The following is a 17,450-nucleotide window of genomic DNA, read 5'->3' as shown; positions in this document are numbered from 1 at the left end:
GAAGATAACACCGCCCACGATGTATTGGCTTGACACGAGCGTTATCAACCCGTTCGAGCCTTCATAACAAGCCGCGGTAGCGAATAAAAATTAAAATCGCCGCCCAGGATCCCAGCGCCACCTTGATGGCCACCAAAATGTTGAGGATTGGGATCCAGCCGCCGCTAAAAAGTGCCCCCAGCTCGCCCTTGGGTAGTTCCCAACCGGCCAGGGCGATTACAGCCACCCCGATAAACGTCACCACCGACAGCTTCTCCCACATCGCGGCTTGCCACCGCTTGTAGATGGCCTCCATCCAGGTCGAAGAGGCGGTGATCGCCACCAAGCCAATCGCCGTTCCTCCCGCCACGCCGGCAGCAAACCCCCCGCCCGGCGTCAGGTGACCCCGAATGGCCAGCTCCACCCCAATCAGAGCGGAGATGGTGGCCCCCACCCGCGCCAACACAATTGAGGGAATATCGGTAAACTGAGCTACATTGGCCGTCGGTCGCTCATCCGCCAGCAGGTACTGCGCGCCCAGAATGGCCGTAGAAAACACGACGACTTCAAAGACGGTGTCGTAAAGGCGGTTGCGCAGGATCAAGCCCGTCACCGTATTGGGCACGCCGCTTTCTCCGGCCAGAACCGCCACAGGCTCAAAGGCAGGAGAAACAGCTCCCGCGTCGGCAACCATGAGCTGCAAGGCTGCCAGCAGCGCCGCCACCCCGTACAACCACCTCATGGCAGGAGGACCTCAGAAAGCAGGGCTTGTTGCGTCAAGATGGCCTGCAGGCGGGGCACGCGCGTTACCAAGCGATACTCTGCCACCTCCTCATCGGGCTCAAGGGCAATGGTGTGCACCTCCCGGCTGTGAAGGGCAGCCAACAACGCCTCTGCACTTCCATAGACGGCCAACTCCAGACGCATGTGGTACTGCTGTAGCCCTTGGCGCATCTGCTGTAACAACTGCTGTGCTGCTGAGGTCCTGGCCGCCAACAGAGGACTGTCTTCGAGAACGCCCAAGCGCATACTCAACGAGGAACGCACCGCGATGGCATAGAGCGTAATGGACAGCATGGTGCCCACCAGCGCCTCAGTAAGCGCCACATCCGCCGCCCCAAACAAGGCATAGATCAGAGCAGCGATGGATCCCAGAATGCCGCGCATCACCAAGGCATGATAGGGATTGGTCTGGGTCACCACCAAGGCAGCCGTCAAGGGCAACAGCAGGGCGATCACCAGCAACAAAGTCTCTTCCATCCTGTCCTCCTATAGGGACTTGCGCTGCGAGCAAAAGGCCAGCACATAGCCCAAGATGGTGTTCCAAATGGCCAAGGAAATCAGGGCCAACACCAGCAGAGGCCACTCCCTTGGGATCCGCAGCAACAGCCCCAGCATGATGCTCATGGATCCCAGCGTGTCCGACACCGAAAGGCCGTGCAGCTTAAACAAAATCGAGCGATCCCCAAGGAGCGGCGCTGTTCCCCACAGCCAAAACAGCACCCCGATCCCAAACAGAAGATAGCTGAGAGCCTCCACCAAAACTTCCATGTTGATTCCCCTTAAAGCATTTCCAAGCGCTTGAGCACGTGGGCCAGCAGCATTAGGGCTGCATTGCCCACCGACAAAATCAAGACCCCCACAATCCCGATCATCCAGTCATCCCGCACCACAGATACCACCAAAACCAGGATGGCCGTCTTGGTCGATAAGCTGGCAAAAGCCAGCATCGTCTGCCAAATATCCTCCTTCAGCCAGGCGGCATACAGCGGCAGGCATAGGGTCAAAGTCAGCAGAAACAGCAGTAGATTCACGCCTCCTCCCGCGGCTTGAGCAGATGCACCTCGTAGGTGCCTTGGGCATCGCAATTGAGCACAATGGTTTTGGGCGTAAAAGTAATCAAAAAGATGTCGAGAAACACTAGTCCCGCCGAACGATTGGGGAGAGTTTGTTTGTATACAACCTCCTCTACGGTGTGGGGTCTGAGGATCATCTCAAAGGCCTCCCAGTAAGCTTTCGGAACGGCGAAAACGATCTCCCTGAGCACCCGCCCCCAATCCCGCCACCGCACCGGCGCAGAGGCCTGCCGAGGCAGCAGCAGCGTCGCCGCCACCCCGATGGCCACATTGTCCCAACTCAGATTACCCGTCAGCAAAAACCAAATCAAAAGCCGCAGGCCAATTTCCAGCAAGCCCAACTCAGGGTAGCGCCACATGGTTCACTCCACTTAGCAGAATCCAGGCCAGCACCAACACCACGCTCAAGCCGCCCACCACTGCCTCTAGCCCTTCATCCAGACGCCATCCCTTCACAGGAATTCGCTCCCAAAACCAGCCCAGCGGGATCCCGAGGCCCAAGCTAAGGAACGCCTTGATGAGATTATCGACGTCATAGGCCGCTGGCAGCCAGAACCAGAGCAAGCCCCCGCCCCAAAGGACTAGGGCCACCTTGTCTGGCCAACCGGCTGCCGGGGTAGTGTCCCCGTTTGTTTGAGAAGGAAAAGCTCGCAGCACCCGCACGGCTATGCAGGTGGTGCCGACAGTAACCCCCACCAGCAGCCACTCGTGCCAGGGATCCAGAGCTGACAAGCTAAGGGCCTTGGCTGCATAGCCCAAAGTGCCGGGCACCCCCGCCAGCGAGGCCGTCCCCAAGATCAGCAGCGACCAGCGCCAGCGATTGGTTATCGCAGCCCCGACAAACAACAAGGGCTTCGCCAGCCCATGGGCCAGGCCGTACAAACCCGCCCACTGGGGTGCAGCGATGACAAATCCCATCTGCGACACCGAGCTCCAGGCCAAAAGGCGCTGGGGCGTGCTGGCCATCAAAGCCAGAAGGATCCCAAAGACCGCCGCGCCTGCGCTGAAGTAGGGCAGCCCCTGCGCCAAGACGGGCGAGAACTCGCTGCAGCGCACAAGGGCCATGGCGCCTGCTTTTGTAGTAAAACCGCTGAGCACCGCCGCAATGACAGGATCGGCAGTGGCGTAGGTGAGGGGCAGCCACAGGCCGGCGACGAAGACTGCCCCCTTGGCCAGAAGGCCAACGGCAATCAAGGCAAGAGCCGTGGGGTCGGCCAGGGCCAAGCCGCTCATCGCCAGGGATCCGGTGCGCACATAGACCAGCATGGATCCCACCAGGTAGAGGAGCATGGCCACATTGCTCATGAACAGGTAGCGCAGCCCCACCCAGAGCTGACGGTCGCGAGAGCGGTGCGGGGCGCTTTCCCCCAGGATCGGCTGGGACTCTGCTCGGCGACTGTAGGTGAGCAGCAAAAACACGCCGATGCTGAGCACCTCCAGGGCCACATAGACGCTGATCAGGTCAGCGCTGATGACGACGGCGTTGGCGCTGCCGTGGACGATCAGCAACTGCATGGCCAGAAAGCGGCTGCCCACAAAGCGCCGATCCAAATACAGGGCCACCCCAAGGGTGACCAGGCCATGGGCCAGGAGCATGGCCGCGGCGTTGCCATCGATCCGCAACGTCACCCCGAAGTGATCCAGCAACTGGAGCTCCAACGGCGCAGCAGTTGCCCCTGGCAGGCCTCCCTGCTGCACTGCGTAGGCTATCGTCAGTCCAGCCATGATGACCAGGCTGGGACGGGTCAAAGCCGGCAGCAAGTAGGTGGCAAAGGCCAGCCAAAAGGGCAGTGCCACCCAGACCAACGTCAGTTCGGTCGTCAGCTCAGTCATCAGCTACCGCCTGCTCAATACTCTCCACTTCCAAGGTGGGATGATCGCGGGACAGCTTCATCACCCCCACCAACATCAGGGCTTGTACCGACAGGCCGATGACGATGGCCGTGAGGATGATTCCTTGCGGAACCGGGTCGGCATAGTCCACCTGGCGCCAGGGCTTGTAGATGGGAGTGAACACGCCGGTGCGGGCGGCCCAAATGACAAAAAAGGCGATGACCCCGGTGCTCATCACATCCATGGCCAAGATTTTCATGATCAGATTGCGCTTGACCACCACTCCCCAAAAGCCCAGCAGGATCGTAAGGATAATTGCAGCGTGTGCCATGGGTACCTTGCCGTTTGAGCCTCGATGGTGATTTTCCATTCAGCTAGAAGCCGCAGGAGCCCTGCTCCGTACCCCCCTATATCCCCCCCGTATACGGGGGGACTGGGGGGCCGGGGGCCGGGCCGGTCAGTGACGGGAGAAATGCGGTCTGTTGATGTACCATCACAGCATGACTCAAGTCCTGACCATCTCCTGCAAGCTCAAGGTATCTAATTCCCAAGCCGCCAAGCTGGATGCGACTCTGGACGCCTTTGTGCAGGCCTTGAACTGGGTCAACCAAAACACGCCGGAGAAGATCCTCAACGCCCTTAAGCTCCAATCTCTGGGTTACCGCGACATCCGTGCCCGCTTTGGCCTATCCAGCAACCTGGCACAACAGGTATGCAGATGGGTGGTATCTGCCCGCAAGACTGCCAGCCAGAAAAAACCGTCCGGTCAAAGCCTTCAAGGCGGGCTTCGTGACCTACGCTGCCCGCATCTTCTCCTTCCGAGCGAAAGACTGGACAGTATCGCTCACCACCGTTGAGGGGCGGGAACGGTTGGAGCTGTCCATCGGCAACTATCAACGAGGGATGCTGGCCGGCACCAATCCCCAATCGGCCACGGTGGTCAAACGCAAAGAGGGTTCTTACTCCATCCAGATTTGTGTGGAGCATGACCTGCCGGAGCCGCAAAACACCGCCAAGGTCATGGGGGTGGACTTGGGTAGAAAAGACATTGCACACACCTCAGAGGGGGATAACTGGCATGGACAGCCGTTGAACCAGGTCAGAGACCACTACTTCTGGTTGAGAGCGATCCTCCAACAAAAAGCCAGTCAGGGCAGACGCAGTTCACGGCGGAGATGTCGGGAACTGCTGCAACGGCTGTCTGGTCAGGAGAGACGCTTGCAAACCTGGGTCAATCCCTGCATCTCCAAGGCTATTGTTTCCAGGGCAAAGGCGACCGATAGCACGATTGCCTGGGCAGACCTCACTGGAATCAGAGAGCGTGTCAACTCACAGCCGCGCAACAAAACCGAGCGTCGGCGGTCCAATAGTTGGGCGTTCTATCAACTGAGGCAGTTTGTGTACTACAAGGCGCTGCGGGCTGGGGTGAAGGTTGTGGTGGGACGCAGACTACAACGGAGCGTTAGCATCAGCGAAGCGTAGCGCCTATGTCATTGCACTTTTGGGGGCTGCTGTAAACCAGCCGCCCTACATCCCCCCGTATACGGGGGGAAGGGGGGCGGTCGGAGTCGGGTAGTTTACTATCCAACTTCCGCAGCCGCAGCAGCCAGATGGCGACATCTCGTCCGAGGGATCCGCCCAGACGCAGCCGGGATCCCCAGGGCTGAGGCTCGAGGTCGCTGAAAATAAGCTGGAAACACACTGGGCCGTTTCCGGTCTTCGCCCCGCTTCCCTAAGCCCCCTCTGGATATGGAGAGAGCTCTTGTACGCTGCCTTGGGATGGAATAGCTTCATGGAGTTGGCGTAATGGCCGTCAATTTGCATTAGGACTATATTGCAGTCGGCTATCATGAAGCCAAAACTGTTCTTGTCGGATGGATTAGTCTCGTTCGACGATCTGCAGCGATGCCCAGTTCTGCTGAGTCTCTGTCCTCTCCGCTTCCCCAAGGCGAGGCCCTCAAGCCCTCGGTGGTGGCGGCGCGGGAGCCTTTTTTGGGGCTGCTGAGGGATCTGGCACGGGCTTACCAAGCCTTTGAAAATTACGCCGGCGCTCACATTCGGCAGATGGGGCTGACTGCCCCCCAATTTGACGTGTTGGTAACCCTCGGCAACACCCCCGGCCTGACGATGAATGTCCTGGCCCAGAAGACACTGGTTACCAAGGGGACGCTGACCGGGATCGTGGATCGCCTGGAGCAGAAGGGGTTGGTGCGCCGCGAGGTACCCCCAGAAAACCGCCGCTGCTTCAAGATCGTGCTTACCGAAGAGGGGGAAAAACTGTTTGAGCAGGTTTTCCCGGCCCATGTGGCCTACCTAAAGGAGCGCTTTCAGAAGTTGGATCCAGAAGAGATGGCCCAGATCCAGGCTTGCCTGAAAAAGCTGCAGTCTATTTTCCATCTCCCTCGGGGGCAGACCCAGGATTGTTGAGGAGGCCTCTTACCCCAAGACCCAGAGCATCAAGACGACGCCCAGGGTAACGGCGGCAAAGAGGGCGTAGCTAATCCGGCGCAGCGGCTGCAGTTGCATGGCATGTAGATCCTTAAGCCAGCCCAGCCCCAGCGATTCCACAAAGCGATCCAGCACGGCCTGCATGGGGTAGGCGTAAACGGATCCCTGTTCTTTGAAGTTCACCAGCAGGACCAGCAGCGTGGCGTAGCCCCAGAGGAGGCCCCAGAGCACAGCACTCAACCCGATCAAGATGGGCTCAAGCATCGAGCTTCCTTGGCCTTCGGTAGGCGTGACCCCCGCTTCCTCAGTGTGACGAAGTTTTGCAAGATGGAAGGGTTGGATCCCATTTTCAGGCTCTTTTCTGCTTGAAGCCACATCCAGGCCTGCTTTTTAGGACAGGGGAAGGAGGGTTGTCCAACGCAAAAGATGGCAGACTAGGGTTACCTGCCCCACCTCTTCTGGACGAGTCCCTATGAGCTCTCGCTACCTGCTGCTCCCCGCCGAGCCCAAATCGGTCGGTATTGCCTATCTCCTCTGGGCGCTGGGCATATTCGGCATCTGCGGTGTCCATCGCCTCTACTTGGGCAAGACTGTGACGGGCCTTCTCTGGCTTTTGACCTTTGGGCTCTTGGGCTTTGGCCAGTTGATCGACCTGTTTCTGATCCCAGGCATGGTGGACGACCACAACTTCAAGCTGGCCGTCTTGCAGGGGATCCGCCCCTCTCCGGCTCCCGCCAAGGGGGTCTCGGCGCCGCCTCAGCCTTTGAAGGGTCAGGCTTTGATGCGGGAGATCCTGCGGCTGGCGCAGCAGCGGCAGGGGATCCTCACCCTCTCGGAGATCGCCATCGAACTGCCTGCTGATTTTGACGAGATTGAAAAGGCGCTGCGAGAGCTGAGCCGCCGGGGCATCGCCTCCCCCGAGAACAACCTAACCACCGGCGCCGTGGAGTACCACTTCCCTCACCTGTTGCGCTCCCCTGGCGACCGACGCTCCCTCTGACAACGTCCTACTGGGATCCCAGGATGCCGCGCTGTTTGGCTAGCTGCATCGCCCGGCGAAAGGCCAGCAGCCCCAAGGCGAAGTAGAACACGCCGCTGGCCAGAGCCATGAGCAGCCGCAAGGGATCCAAACCCGCCTCCCGCACCATCACATCTCGCAGCAAGCCGGCCCCCGCCGTCATGGGCAGCATCTGTCCCAGCCACTTCAGGGATCCCGACCACTCTTCTGTGGGGGTGGCCAACAGAAACAGCAGGCCAAATTGGCTGAGGATCAACAGTTGTTGGATGCGCTTCCAAATCAAGGCGGCGGATCCCAGCAAAAACGAGAAGCCATAGGCCCCCAGCACCACGCTCGCCAACGGCAACAACAGGGTGGGGGGAAAGTGCAGCCGGCTGCCGGTAAGCAACAGGATGATCCCCAAGATAACGACAACGGTTGAAAAGCGCAGCACCAAGCTGGCGCAGGCCCGCGCCAAAAACAGGGTGGCCGCCGAAAAGGGCGAGAGCAACACCTGCTCCAAGGTGCCTGTCTGGGCTTCCACCTGCAGGTTGAGGGCAATGTCGTTGACCACAAAAATGACCAGCGTCCAGAGCACATAGCCAATCACCACCGCATCCAGCCGTTGTCCAAACTGCGAGGCCGGCCCCGCCACATACTGAGCGCCGGCAAAGAGGGCATAGAAGAAAAAAGTGGTGATCAGGATCCCGCCCAGGGCTTCTGCCGGATAGCGGATGTACTGGATCCAGGCCCGCTTCAGCTCGGCCCAAAATAGGTACAGCAGTGGCCTCATCCCTGCTCCCTTCTCCTTTTCAACAGCTTGAGGAAAATGTGGGTGAGATCCGCTTCCTCGCGCTTGATCCTGAGCAAGGGCAAGGGCTTGAGGATCTCCAGCACCTGATACAAAGTCTCCGAGGAGCCGCTGAAGCGCAGCTGATGGGATCCCAGGATCTCCACCCCTTGCTGGGCCAGGCGTTCCGCCCGGCTGGGATCCAGCTTCTGCTCCAACTCAATCCGGTAAGAGCCGGCGGCGCCGGCAAACTGCCGGATCATCTCCTGCGTGGGAGCTTGGGCAATAATTATCCCCCGCTCGATCACAGCCACTTGGTCTGAGAGCGCCTCGGCTATATCCAGTTGGTGGGTGGTGAGGAGAATGGCCCGACCTGAAGCGGCAATTTGGCGGATCAAGGATTTCACCGCTTGGGCGGCTTCTACATCCAACCCCAAGGTAGGCTCATCCAGCAACAGCAGAGCCGGCTGGTGCAGAAGGGCAACAGCAATGGCCACCTTCTGCTGCATACCCCGCGAAAGGGTTTGCACGGCAACATCCCGCTTCTCCCCCAGGCCAAAGGTCTCCAGCAGCTCTGCCCCCCGTTGGCGAGCCGTTCTGGGGGATAACCCCCGCAGCACGCCAAAGTACTCCAGGTTTTGCAAGGGGGTAAGCCGCCAGTAGAGGTTGCGATTGCCTTCCAGCACCGCTCCCACCTGGGCCAGCGCACCCGGATCGGCGTGGGGATCCCGCCCCAGGATGCGCACGCTGCCGGCATCGGGCTGGATCAGCCCGGCGATCATCTTGATGGTGGTGGTCTTGCCGGCCCCGTTGGGCCCCAGAAAAGCCAGGATCTCCCCTGCCGCAATCGCCAGGGAGACATCCACCACTGCCCGAACCTCCTTGCCCCCCTGCCGGTAGGTTTTCTGAAGGTGGTGGGCTTCTAGAACCTTCATGGGGCAAACACGAGGCAAAAGGGAGTGCAAAAGTTCCACCCGAGAAGGGCCGGCCATCCATCCCAGTTTCTCACGGCAGAGCCCAGCCCCCCCGCAGCCAGGACTAGGTGGCTGTTGGGATCCGGGCTTCCATCAGGGCCAAGCTCATTTTGTCCAGCCACTGCAAAAGGTTCTCCAGTTGCTGGGCCGCAGGCACCATTCCCAGGCCCCGCACCGTCACCTTGCCCGGCTGATAGACAAAGCGAGACTGCAAATGGGCCGGCAGGGCTTCCTTGAGGCGGTTCCAGGCCGGCTCCTCCATGGGGGTTTCCAAAAGCACATGCTCCTTGGCCGGCCTAATGCGGGAAAAGCCCAGCGTGCGGGCCAAAATCTTCAGCTCCATCACCCGCAGCAGCTCCTGGGTGGGCTTGGGCAAGGGGCCAAAGCGATCCTGCCATTCCTGGGCAATTTGCAACAGTTCGACCCGAGAGCCGGCAGCCGCCAATTGGCGATAGGCCTGCATCTTTTGATCTTCGTCAGGGATATAGCTCTGCGGGATCATGGCCGTTATATTGAGGTCAATTTGCGTGTCTTCCACCTGCGGGATCTCTTGGCCGCGAATTTCTCGAATCGCCTCTTGCAACATCTCCAAGTAGAGATCAAAGCCCACCGCGTTGAGTTGTCCGGATTGCTGAGTTCCCAAGAGGTTGCCAATGCCGCGAATTTCCATGTCCCGCAGCGCCAACTGATAGCCGGATCCCAGTTGGGTAAATTCCTGAATGGCCTGCAGGCGCTTGCGGGCCTCTTCGGTGAGGATGCCATCTTCTCGGTAGAACAGCCAAGCATGAGCTTGGATCCCGGCCCGGCCCACCCGTCCTCGCAATTGGTAAAGCTGAGCCAGACCAAACTCCTGGGCATTTTCGATCAAAATAGTGTTGACACGGGGAATATCTAAACCGGATTCAATAATGGTGGTGCAGACCAAGATATCGATTTCTCCGTTGTTAAAAGCCAGCATGGTCGCTTCCAGCTCCCCTTCCGGCATCTGCCCATGGGCAATGGCAATGCGGGCACCGGGCACCCATTCCCGCAATTTGGCGCTGGTCTCTTCGATCCCTTCAATGCGGTTGACCACATAAAAGACTTGCCCGCCGCGATCCAACTCTTGGCGGATAGCCGTGCGAATGACCTCAGGATTGTAGGGAGAAAGGTGAGTTTTAATCGGGCGCCGCGAGGGCGGGGGAGTCTGGATCAGGCTCATTTCCCTCAACCCCGACAAAGCCATGTACAGCGTGCGGGGAATGGGGGTAGCCGTAAGGGTGAGCACATCCACCTGGGTTTTGAGGAGTTTAATTTTCTCTTTTTGGTTGACGCCAAAGCGCTGTTCTTCGTCAATGACCAGAAGACCCAAATCGCGAAACTGCACATCCTTGCCCAAAAGTTGGTGGGTGCCCACAATGACATCGAGTTCGCCACTTTTGAGGCGGGCCAGGATCTCTTTTTTCTCTTCGGGAGTGCGGAAGCGGTTGAGCAGGCCCACTTGAATGGGGTAGGGGGCAAAGCGCTCTTTGAGGGTGTGGTAGTGCTGCTGAGTGAGAATGGTGGTTGGCGCCAAAAGGGCAACTTGTTTGCCGGCGGTTACGGCTTTGAAAATGGCGCGGATGGCCACTTCCGTTTTGCCAAAACCCACATCCCCGCACAGCAGCCGATCCATGGGGCGGGGAGACTCCATATCCCGCTTGATCTCCTGGACGGCGCGAATTTGATCCGGTGTTAGAGGATAGGGAAAAGACTCCTCAAACTCCTGTTGCCAAGGAGAATCGGGCGGGAAGGCATAGCCCTCCTGTTCGGCCCGTTTGGCGTAGAGCTGCAGCAGGTCAAGGGCCACTTTACGCAGGCTCTTTTTGACTTTTTGCTTGGTCTTTTCCCAGGTGCTGCCGGACATTTTGTGCAGTGCAGGGGGCCCATCTCCACTGGCCCGGTAGCGCGAGAGGGAGTTGACCTGGTCGGCAGCCACCCGCAACAAGCCATCGCTGTATTGAATGACCAGGTATTCTCGGGTTTCGCCGCCAATGGTGAGGCTTTCCAGCCGTAAGAACTGGCCGATGCCATGGGCCTTGTGGACAACAAAATCCCCCGGCTTGAGCAGGTTGGGATCCACCTGGCGGGAGCTGGCCTGGCGGCGCTTGCGCACATAGGTGGGGGTGGCCAGGCTGTGCTGGCCGAAAAACTCGCGGTCGGTGAGCACCACCCACCCCAGCGTGGGCAGGAGAAACCCCTCCAGATCTGCCAAGCCGGAGTACTTCAGGGCCACCGGCGTGTAGGACTGGAGCTGGCGCTCGATGGCGGGGAAGTCTTTGGGGTTGGGCACATACTGGGCCGGGCAGTCGTGTTCCTGCAGCAGGGCCACGGTGCGGGAGGGCTGGGCAGAGAGGATCCACACCTGCAACTGCTGCTTGCGGTACTCGCGCAGGGTTTTGGCCAGGGATCCAAACTGGTGGGGGATGGTAGGAACGGGCCGGCTTTTCAGGTCGATGGCGGCGGATTCGGCGGGGTCGGAGCTGGCAAAGGCGCGGGCCAACAGGCGGGGGAAGGGATCCCATTCAGGGGCCTCGAGATCGAAGGGGCGGTGGAAGGGGAGCAGAGCCGGCTCGGCAGCCTGGGCCAACTGCCACTGCTCTTGGGCGTGGTCTAGCCACTGCCGGCTGTGGGCCTGGCACTGCTCCGGCTCGTCGATCAGGATCAAAGTATCGGGATCCAAGTAGCTCAGCAGGTTGGCCGGAGGATCGTAGAGCAGGCCGAGAAAACGGCGCAGGCCTTCAGGGGGGGCGGATCCCTGCGCTAGCTGCTGCCGCAGGGCGGGGGAAAGCTGCTCCATCTTTTCCTGGAGCGCCGGCCAGAGGATGGGTCCATAGCCGGTGGGGGTCAGCCAGACAGAGGGGATCCCGTCTTGAGAGCGCTGGCTCACCGGGTCAAACTCCCGCAGCCGCTCCAGCTCGTTGCCAAACCACTCCAGGCGCACCGGCCACTCGCAGGCCACCGGGAAAATATCGAGAATATCGCCCCTCTGGCTCCACTGCCCCTCGCTTTCCACCAGGCTTACCCGCTGATAGCCCAGACGACTCAACTGCTGCCCCAACTGCTGCGGCGACAGCTCCGCGCCGGGTTCCAGCTTGAGGCAGAAGGACTGAAACACCTCTGGTGGGGGAAGGTGGGGTTGTAAGGCCCGCTCCGTAGCCACAATGGCCATGCCCTTTCTGCCCTGGAGACAGTCGGCCAGCACCTGCAATTGTCCCCACACCAGCTCCGGCTCCAGGTCAAACGGCTCGTAAGGGGAAGCCTCGGAGGTGGGATAAAGCTGCACGCTCTCCCAGCCCATGCCCTCCAGTTGCGCCGTCCAGCGGCCCGCCTCTTCCAAAGTGGCAGTCACCACCAGCAGGGATCTTCCCTCCTGCTGGGCCAAAGCCGAGGCAACTAGCCCCTTCGCGATCCGACCTGCCCCCTGAATGGCAGCCCGCCGCCGCGATCTCAAGCGGGCGGCCAACTCTTGCATCGAGCCCGATCGGGCGAGAAAGTGCACCAGCGGGACAAACGACATTTTCCTCCCACACTGCCAACTCAAGCCGGGATCCCAATTCTGGCAGGCTCTGCGGCCAGTTTGCATGACGTTACTCCCGCCTCTCCACCAGCCATTTCGGGAGCCCGGACGCGGATCCCTAGGCTGCCGAGTTTAGAACCCTGTTTATTCTGTAGTCTGCTTTACACGAAGAGAACCCCTCCTCTCAGGATCCTAAAGTTAACCTTTAGAATCGAGCAGCCCATCGATGGTCTTGGTCAAGATGCGATCTTAGAAGAAGGAACAAAGAGGATAGCCTTCCCGGCCTCATTCAAATGGGTAGGGATGTCTGCAGCTGAGAAGATATCCCCCCTACATAGGGATGTGCCTGCACAAGCTGTAGCAGAGATTGTCGGGAAAAGTCGAATTCGCCCATCCAAACTTGGTGCCAATCATGTTTCTAGATACCCTTGCACTTTCTCGTCTCCAGTTTGCCCTCACGGCCATTTTTCACATGCTGTGGCCGGTTTTAACCACAGGAATGTCTATTTATCTTGTGGTTATTGAGGGGCTCTGGCTGAAGACTCGCAACCTCGATTACTATCGCCACGCCCGTTTTTGGTCGAAGATCTATGTGTTGAACTTTGGCATTGGCGTGGCCTCAGGCTTGCCGATGGCCTTTCAATTTGGCATGAACTGGGCCCCTTTTTCGGAAGCAGTGGGAGACTTTTTTGGAACCGTCCTGGGGTTTGAGGGCACAATGGCCTTTATGCTGGAGGCCAGCTTCCTGGGGATCATGCTTTTTGGCTGGGAGCGCGTGCCGCCGATCATTCACTGGATCTCGACAATCTTAGTGGCCTTCGGTGCCAACCTCTCCACCTTTTGGATCCTGACGGCCAACTCTTGGCTGCAGACGCCGGCAGGTGGGGTATTTGTCGATGGAAAATTTGTGGTGCGCGACTACCTGCAGGCCATTTTTAATCCCTTTATGCTCAACAGCTTTCTCCACATGTTCTTTGCCACCCTGGAGACTTCTTTGTTTGTGGTTGGTGGCATCAGTGCCTGGTACATCCTCAAGGGGCGGCATGGCGAGTTTTTTTCCCGTTCCCTCAAAGTGGTCCTGGCGATGGCTCTGGTGGTGGCCCCCTTGCAGGTGTTTATCGGCCACTTGAGCGCGGAGCAAGTGTATCGTTATCAACCGGCCAAGCTGGCGGCCATGGAGGCGCAGTGGGAGACGATCCCCGCCGGCGAGCGGGCGGATTGGAGCCTGTTGGCCTTGCCCAACGACCGAGAGGAGCGCAACGAGTGGGAGGTGAAGATCCCTGGCGCGCTGGGCTATCTGCTGGAGTTTAAGCCCAGGCTGGATCGACCGGTTTATGGTTTGAAGGCTTGGGAGCCGCAAAATCGTCCTCACCTGATTGGCCTGATCTACTACTCCTTTAGGACGATGGTGGCCATTGGCCTCTTTCTGGCCGGGCTTATGGGGGTTACCTTAATCCAGTGGCTGAGGGGCAAGCTGTCGGCGGAGGCCCTCTCCCAGCAGAAGTGGCTGATGTGGGCCTGGGTCTTCGCTGGCCCGCTGGGCTACATTGCCGTGGAGACCGGTTGGATCGTCCGCTGTGTGGGCCGGCAGCCCTGGATTGTGTACGGGCAACTGCGCACCGCAGAAGCGGCTTCACCGCTGCCGCCAGGAGAGGTGCTGTTTTCTTTGGTCGGCCTGAGCGCCTTGTACACGGTGTTTTTCGTGGCCGCTCTTTACTTTGGCAGCCGCATCATCCGCAAAGGGCCTAATCTGGAGCTGCCTGCCCCCGTTCCGGCAACCCAGCCGGTGATCGTGATCGAGCCTGCCAGCCACGAGCCGGATCGCCGTCCGGCGGAAGCTCGGTAGCGCCGGTGCAGCTCCAACAGAACCCAGGCGACACAGCAGGCTCCTTATCCAAACAGCAGCCAAGCCGTTGGTTACGTCGATTTCCAATTCCCCTCTCCCAGAGGGCGAGGGGGGGTAATGTCTCGAACTGGTTGGAAATACCCAAAGCGGAGAGAAGGACGATGGAATCTTTCGAGCCTTTACAGCAGTTTTTGCCGCAAGTCTGGTTTTTTATCCTCGGTCTATTCCTATTCCTTTATGTCTTGCTGGATGGATTTGACTTGGGAGTGGGCATCCTCTCCCTGACGGCCTCCAGCGAAACGCGCCGCAGCATTCTCATGACCAGCCTGGGCAATGTTTGGGATGCCAACGAGACCTGGCTGGTGCTGATGGGGGGATCCCTGTTCGGGGCCTTCCCCCTCGCCTACGCCACCATTCTCAACGCCCTCTACCTGCCGCTGGTGATCATGGTGGTGGGCCTGATCTTGCGGGCCGTTTCCTTCGAGTTTCGGGAAAACGCCGACAACAAGCTGGTCTGGAACCTGGCCTTTGGGGTGGGTAGCTTTTTGGCGGCGCTGGGCCAGGGGTTTGCCTTGGGCAGCGTCTTCGAAGGGATCCGCGTTGATGAAGCCGGCCACTTTGCCGGCAGCCCCTGGGATTGGCTGACCTGGCGGACAGTGTTGGTGGCCCTCACCCTGATTCAGGGCTATGTCTTAGTTGGCTCGGCCTACTTAATTGTGAAGACCACGGGGGAACTCCAGAAAACCTACTACAAAACGGCAACCATCGCCACCTGGACAACGTTGCTGGGGGCAGTGTTTATCACCATCAGCACCCCCATCATGTCGGAGCAAGCGCGCTCCCAACTTTTCTCGCCTCCTCTTTTCTATATCTTTGCTGCCATCCCCGTTTTGGGGCTTTTGTTGGTGGCTCTGTTGCTGCGCAGCCTGCGCCGGCGAGAAGAAACTAGCGTGTTGGTTTATACCTTTCTCATCTTTGCCCTTTCTTTTATTGGCCTGGGGTTTATGGTTTTCCCCAACATTATTCCTCCCAGCGTCACCATCTACGAGGCAGCAGCTTCTCCCAGTTCGCTGGTGTTTATGCTTACCTTTATTGGCTTTTTGATCCCGGTTATCTTGTCCTACAACATCTACAACTACGTGGTGTTCCGCGGCAAAATTGTGGTGCAGGAAGCAGCAGCAGAAGAGGCCAAAGTTCCGGAAGCAGCTTAAAAGGTCTCAGCGCAATCCAATTGAAACCCCGCCGGACGTTTTGCCAGGCGGGGCAGGCTTTTATCTTGCAGCTCTGGGAAGCTAGACAGGGTTAACCGTCTCCAAGACTTCACTCCCGCTTAAGCCACTGCCGGATTTGCTCGGCAGCCACATCGCGACCTCCCAAGCCAAAAGCCAAGGCCACCGCGACGGCAATCGCGCCCAGCACCAAGCCAAAGGCCAGCACCACGATATCGGTGGCCACGCCCATCTGCTGCAAGGCCATGGCGCCGACAAAGACCAGGATGGCCGCCCGCGCCGCCTGGGCCAGCACCCCTGAGGAGGGGTTGCCCAAGCTCTTGATCATGGAATGGGCCAAATTGGCCAGGTAAAGGCCGATCCCGAACACCAGGGCGCCGATGAGCACCCGACCGGAAATCAGCAACAGCCCCTGGACGATGTCGGTCAAAGCGGCAAACTGCAGCAACTCCACCGCCGGCACCGCCCCGAACAAGACCACGCCCACCCAGACCACCAAGCCGGCAATCTCAGAGGGGGTGCGCCGCTTCGCCAACGCCGAGGGATCCCCTTCGGCGGCGGGAGCTTCAGGAGCAGGGGCCGAGGGCAAACCAAGGCCGGCAGCCAAGCGGTCGAAACCGATTGCCTGCAGCAACTGGGTCACCAAGCCAGCCAAAAACTGCCCCAGCCAGTAGAACACGGCCAGGATGAGAGCAGATCCTGCAATTCGGGGAATGGCCCGCAACACCTGCTCCAGCATCGCCACCGCTGGATCGGAGATGGCCCGGATTTCCAGGGCCTTGAGGGCGGCAATCACTGCCGGGATCAACACCAAGACGTAGGCCACTGTGCCCACCGTTTGGGCCAGCTGGGGAATGCCAAAGCGTGCCCCCAAGCGGTTGGCTCCCGTTGCGGCTAGCAAATTGGAGATGAGGCCGCGTACGATGCGGGCCAAAAACCAGCCCACCACACCGATGACCACCGCTCCCAAAATGCGCGGCACCATCGATAGGATTTGATCCAGCAGGTTTTGTACCGGCTGCAGCGGCCCCCGCAGGTTGAGCGTATCCAGGATGAGCGGCAAGAAGAACAGGAGAACCAACCAGTAGAGCGCGTCGCCCAAGGCTTCATTCAAGAGAAAAGGAGCGACCTCGTTAGCGCCCCCCTCTGGCTTAGCGGCCGTTCCCTCTGGAGCCCCCTCTGCTCCTGCTTCCGGTTGCAAGGGCTGAGCCAGCCGCTCGTCCAAGTTAAAGCGCCGCAGCCCTTGGATAACCGCCAGCCGGGCAACCGTGGCCACCGCCCAGCCCACCCCCAGCAGCACCAGGGTTCCACCCAGCCGCGGCAGATAGACGAAAATTTCTCCCAAAAACCTGTTGAGCGGCTCGGAGACGGCCTGAAGCTGTAGGGCATTCAGCACCGCCACCAACACAAAAGCCAGGATGATCCAGTAAACCGCAGCAGCCACCCAGCGCTCGGTTTGCGGCAGCTTCTCGCCGGGCCTTTGGCCCATAATCCAAGCGGCCAAGCGGTTATCGAGCTGCGTCCGCTTGAGCAGCCCCCGAACGCCAAAGGCCACCGCTCTGGCCACGATCCAACCCAGAATTAAGATGCCAATCGCCGCCAGGAGATTGGGCATAAAGTCGATACAGCCTTTTAATTTAAAATGGGGTACAGGTATTCAAGAGGAAGGAGAGAAAGGAATGCCGACTCATTCTTTGGATTTGCGGCAAAGAGTTGTAGCAGCCTACCAGGCAGGTAACACCTCCATCCGCCAGGTAGCTAAACGCTTCATGGTTACCAAAAGAACAGTACACCGCTGGGTGCGTCAGTACCAACAAACTCAAGATTTAGCCCCTAAGAAAGCAGGCACCAAGCGAGTGGGCATTTTGGAACAACATCGGCAGGAAGTGATGGCAATTATTACAGAACACCCAGACTTCTACCTGTGGCAGTATCAAGAACTGTTGCGCGAGCGCTTAGG

The 17,450-nt window shown here is 59.3% G+C and carries 17 protein-coding genes and 1 pseudogene; 6 read left to right on the top strand and 12 right to left on the bottom strand.

Going from position 1 to position 17,450, the window contains the following annotated elements:
* Positions 1-61 precede the first annotated feature (61 nt).
* The 7 genes from SYN63AY4M2_RS12650 to SYN63AY4M2_RS12620 are packed head-to-tail and all read right to left on the bottom strand — an operon-like array spanning position 62 to position 3,999.
* Positions 62-721 (bottom strand): Na(+)/H(+) antiporter subunit B, encoded by a 660-nt coding sequence (locus tag SYN63AY4M2_RS12650; protein WP_011430581.1) that lies wholly within the window; start codon positions 719-721, stop codon positions 62-64.
* The gene (locus tag SYN63AY4M2_RS12645) at positions 718-1,239 is read right to left on the bottom strand and encodes a DUF4040 domain-containing protein (RefSeq protein ID WP_011430582.1); all 522 of its coding nucleotides are present in this window, start codon (positions 1,237-1,239) and stop codon (positions 718-720) included. Before SYN63AY4M2_RS12645 ends, SYN63AY4M2_RS12650 begins: the two co-directional genes overlap by 4 nt.
* A gap of 9 nt (positions 1,240-1,248) precedes the next feature.
* Positions 1,249-1,530 carry a monovalent cation/H(+) antiporter subunit G gene (locus SYN63AY4M2_RS12640; protein WP_011430583.1) on the bottom strand — a complete coding sequence of 94 codons (282 nt, stop codon included), beginning with the start codon at positions 1,528-1,530 and terminating at the stop codon, positions 1,249-1,251.
* Positions 1,531-1,541: 11 nt separating this feature from the next.
* A complete protein-coding gene (locus SYN63AY4M2_RS12635; protein ID WP_011430584.1) occupies positions 1,542-1,793 on the bottom strand; it encodes a hypothetical protein in 252 nt (83 codons plus the stop codon).
* A complete protein-coding gene (locus tag SYN63AY4M2_RS12630) occupies positions 1,790-2,194 on the bottom strand; it encodes a Na+/H+ antiporter subunit E (RefSeq protein WP_041438403.1) in 405 nt (134 codons plus the stop codon). The genes SYN63AY4M2_RS12635 and SYN63AY4M2_RS12630 overlap by 4 nt, the downstream gene beginning before the upstream one ends.
* Positions 2,178-3,668, bottom strand: coding sequence for a cation:proton antiporter (locus SYN63AY4M2_RS12625; protein WP_011430586.1), 1,491 nt, complete (start codon positions 3,666-3,668; stop codon positions 2,178-2,180). The genes SYN63AY4M2_RS12630 and SYN63AY4M2_RS12625 overlap by 17 nt, the downstream gene beginning before the upstream one ends.
* Positions 3,661-3,999 (bottom strand): cation:proton antiporter subunit C, encoded by a 339-nt coding sequence (locus tag SYN63AY4M2_RS12620; RefSeq protein WP_011430587.1) that lies wholly within the window; start codon positions 3,997-3,999, stop codon positions 3,661-3,663. Before SYN63AY4M2_RS12620 ends, SYN63AY4M2_RS12625 begins: the two co-directional genes overlap by 8 nt.
* A 169-nt stretch (positions 4,000-4,168) precedes the next feature.
* On the opposite strand from SYN63AY4M2_RS12620, the pseudogene SYN63AY4M2_RS12615 reads away from it, so the two are divergent.
* Both SYN63AY4M2_RS12615 and SYN63AY4M2_RS12610 read left to right on the top strand, forming a co-directional pair.
* Positions 4,169-5,244, top strand: a pseudogene (locus SYN63AY4M2_RS12615) (transposase).
* A 329-nt stretch (positions 5,245-5,573) separates the two neighbouring features.
* Positions 5,574-6,095: a MarR family transcriptional regulator gene (locus tag SYN63AY4M2_RS12610; RefSeq protein ID WP_228375232.1), complete on the top strand. Its 522-nt coding sequence runs from the start codon at positions 5,574-5,576 to the stop codon at positions 6,093-6,095.
* Between the two features lie 9 nt (positions 6,096-6,104).
* Here the strand turns inward: SYN63AY4M2_RS12610 and SYN63AY4M2_RS12605 are convergent, their stop codons facing one another.
* Positions 6,105-6,380: a hypothetical protein gene (locus SYN63AY4M2_RS12605; RefSeq protein ID WP_099813128.1), complete on the bottom strand. Its 276-nt coding sequence runs from the start codon at positions 6,378-6,380 to the stop codon at positions 6,105-6,107.
* Positions 6,381-6,588: 208 nt separating this feature from the next.
* Between SYN63AY4M2_RS12605 and SYN63AY4M2_RS12600 the strand changes: the two genes are divergently transcribed.
* Positions 6,589-7,116 carry an NINE protein gene (locus SYN63AY4M2_RS12600; RefSeq protein WP_099813127.1) on the top strand — a complete coding sequence of 176 codons (528 nt, stop codon included), beginning with the start codon at positions 6,589-6,591 and terminating at the stop codon, positions 7,114-7,116.
* Positions 7,117-7,123: 7 nt separating this feature from the next.
* On the opposite strand, the gene SYN63AY4M2_RS12595 is transcribed toward SYN63AY4M2_RS12600, so the two are convergent.
* Genes SYN63AY4M2_RS12595 through mfd form a run of 3 tightly spaced genes read right to left on the bottom strand, consistent with a single transcriptional unit; the run spans position 7,124 to position 12,370 of the window.
* The gene (locus SYN63AY4M2_RS12595) at positions 7,124-7,906 is read right to left on the bottom strand and encodes an ABC transporter permease (protein ID WP_011430591.1); all 783 of its coding nucleotides are present in this window, start codon (positions 7,904-7,906) and stop codon (positions 7,124-7,126) included.
* Positions 7,903-8,895 carry an ABC transporter ATP-binding protein gene (locus SYN63AY4M2_RS12590; protein WP_228375236.1) on the bottom strand — a complete coding sequence of 331 codons (993 nt, stop codon included), beginning with the start codon at positions 8,893-8,895 and terminating at the stop codon, positions 7,903-7,905. The genes SYN63AY4M2_RS12595 and SYN63AY4M2_RS12590 overlap by 4 nt, the downstream gene beginning before the upstream one ends.
* A 46-nt stretch (positions 8,896-8,941) precedes the next feature.
* The gene (gene mfd, locus SYN63AY4M2_RS12585; protein ID WP_240530569.1) at positions 8,942-12,370 is read right to left on the bottom strand and encodes a transcription-repair coupling factor; all 3,429 of its coding nucleotides are present in this window, start codon (positions 12,368-12,370) and stop codon (positions 8,942-8,944) included.
* A gap of 457 nt (positions 12,371-12,827) precedes the next feature.
* Here mfd and SYN63AY4M2_RS12580 point away from each other — a divergent pair, with 457 nt between their 5' ends.
* Together SYN63AY4M2_RS12580 and cydB are read left to right on the top strand one after the other, a co-directional pair.
* Positions 12,828-14,261, top strand: coding sequence for a cytochrome ubiquinol oxidase subunit I (locus SYN63AY4M2_RS12580; RefSeq protein WP_099813125.1), 1,434 nt, complete (start codon positions 12,828-12,830; stop codon positions 14,259-14,261).
* A gap of 161 nt (positions 14,262-14,422) precedes the next feature.
* Complete coding sequence (cydB, locus tag SYN63AY4M2_RS12575) at positions 14,423-15,472, top strand: cytochrome d ubiquinol oxidase subunit II (protein WP_099813124.1); 1,050 nt, start codon at positions 14,423-14,425, stop codon at positions 15,470-15,472.
* Positions 15,473-15,581: 109 nt separating this feature from the next.
* Here the strand turns inward: cydB and SYN63AY4M2_RS12570 are convergent, their stop codons facing one another.
* The gene (locus SYN63AY4M2_RS12570; protein ID WP_240527861.1) at positions 15,582-17,105 is read right to left on the bottom strand and encodes a mechanosensitive ion channel; all 1,524 of its coding nucleotides are present in this window, start codon (positions 17,103-17,105) and stop codon (positions 15,582-15,584) included.
* Positions 17,106-17,169: 64 nt separating this feature from the next.
* Here SYN63AY4M2_RS12570 and SYN63AY4M2_RS12565 point away from each other — a divergent pair.
* Positions 17,170-17,450 (top strand): helix-turn-helix domain-containing protein (locus SYN63AY4M2_RS12565; RefSeq protein ID WP_143597218.1); only part of this gene is annotated, 281 nt, incomplete at its 3' end.

The sequence above is a fragment of the Synechococcus sp. 63AY4M2 genome, from assembly GCF_002760475.1.
Classification (GTDB): Bacteria; Cyanobacteriota; Cyanobacteriia; order Thermostichales; family Thermostichaceae; genus Thermostichus.
The sequence above is the reverse complement of the archived record's forward strand: the minus strand, read 5'-3'. Positions and strand labels throughout refer to the sequence as shown.

Coding starts and splice junctions, on each gene's coding strand:
- SYN63AY4M2_RS12580 (WP_099813125.1), top strand. CDS start 12,828: ATGTTTCTAGATACCCTTGCACTTTCTCGTCTCCAGTTTGCCCTCACG.
- SYN63AY4M2_RS12595 (WP_011430591.1), bottom strand. CDS start 7,906: ATGAGGCCACTGCTGTACCTATTTTGGGCCGAGCTGAAGCGGGCCTGG.
- SYN63AY4M2_RS12620 (WP_011430587.1), bottom strand. CDS start 3,999: ATGGCACACGCTGCAATTATCCTTACGATCCTGCTGGGCTTTTGGGGA.
- SYN63AY4M2_RS12645 (WP_011430582.1), bottom strand. CDS start 1,239: ATGGAAGAGACTTTGTTGCTGGTGATCGCCCTGCTGTTGCCCTTGACG.
- SYN63AY4M2_RS12650 (WP_011430581.1), bottom strand. CDS start 721: ATGAGGTGGTTGTACGGGGTGGCGGCGCTGCTGGCAGCCTTGCAGCTC.
- mfd (WP_240530569.1), bottom strand. CDS start 12,370: ATGCAAGAGTTGGCCGCCCGCTTGAGATCGCGGCGGCGGGCTGCCATT.
- SYN63AY4M2_RS12600 (WP_099813127.1), top strand. CDS start 6,589: ATGAGCTCTCGCTACCTGCTGCTCCCCGCCGAGCCCAAATCGGTCGGT.
- SYN63AY4M2_RS12625 (WP_011430586.1), bottom strand. CDS start 3,668: ATGACTGAGCTGACGACCGAACTGACGTTGGTCTGGGTGGCACTGCCC.
- SYN63AY4M2_RS12605 (WP_099813128.1), bottom strand. CDS start 6,380: ATGCTTGAGCCCATCTTGATCGGGTTGAGTGCTGTGCTCTGGGGCCTC.
- SYN63AY4M2_RS12630 (WP_041438403.1), bottom strand. CDS start 2,194: ATGTGGCGCTACCCTGAGTTGGGCTTGCTGGAAATTGGCCTGCGGCTT.
- SYN63AY4M2_RS12590 (WP_228375236.1), bottom strand. CDS start 8,895: ATGGCCGGCCCTTCTCGGGTGGAACTTTTGCACTCCCTTTTGCCTCGT.
- SYN63AY4M2_RS12610 (WP_228375232.1), top strand. CDS start 5,574: ATGCCCAGTTCTGCTGAGTCTCTGTCCTCTCCGCTTCCCCAAGGCGAG.
- SYN63AY4M2_RS12640 (WP_011430583.1), bottom strand. CDS start 1,530: ATGGAAGTTTTGGTGGAGGCTCTCAGCTATCTTCTGTTTGGGATCGGG.
- cydB (WP_099813124.1), top strand. CDS start 14,423: ATGGAATCTTTCGAGCCTTTACAGCAGTTTTTGCCGCAAGTCTGGTTT.
- SYN63AY4M2_RS12570 (WP_240527861.1), bottom strand. CDS start 17,105: ATGCCCAATCTCCTGGCGGCGATTGGCATCTTAATTCTGGGTTGGATC.